At 62.2% G+C, this 421-nt stretch carries 1 protein-coding gene; it reads left to right on the forward strand.

The annotated features are described in order from the left end of the window. On the forward strand, positions 1-353 hold a 353-nt coding region (gene rfaP, locus HX773_RS25500; protein ID WP_176973815.1), incomplete at its 5' end, for a lipopolysaccharide core heptose(I) kinase RfaP. Positions 354-421: the final 68 nt, after the last annotated feature.

Here is a 421-nt window from a genome sequence, read left to right on the forward strand (position 1 = left end):
GTGGCATGCACCGGGCCGGACTCAACCATCGTGACTGTTATATTGCCCATTTCCTGCTGCACACCGACAGGCCGGTGATGGCCGCTGACCTCAAGCTTTCGGTCATCGACCTGCACCGTGCACAGGTTCGCCCGAGCATCCCGCGTCGCTGGCGCAACAAGGATCTGGCGGGGTTGTATTTCTCGGTGCTGGATATCGGCCTTACCCAGCGCGACAAGCTGCGCTTCCTGCGGGGCTATTTCCGCCAGCCGCTGCGTCAGGTCCTGCGTGACGAGGCGGCGTTGCTGACCTGGTTGGAAAGCAAGGCCGACAAGCTGTACAAGCGCAAGCAGCGCTACGGGGACGCACTCTGATGTCGGGGTGGAAACTGGAACCCGAATACGCGGCGCTGGCAGATGATTTTGGCAGCCTCGAGGCGGTG

Origin of the sequence: Pantoea sp. B9002 (assembly GCF_013385945.1) — a bacterium.
Taxonomy (GTDB): Bacteria; Pseudomonadota; Gammaproteobacteria; order Enterobacterales; family Enterobacteriaceae; genus Pantoea.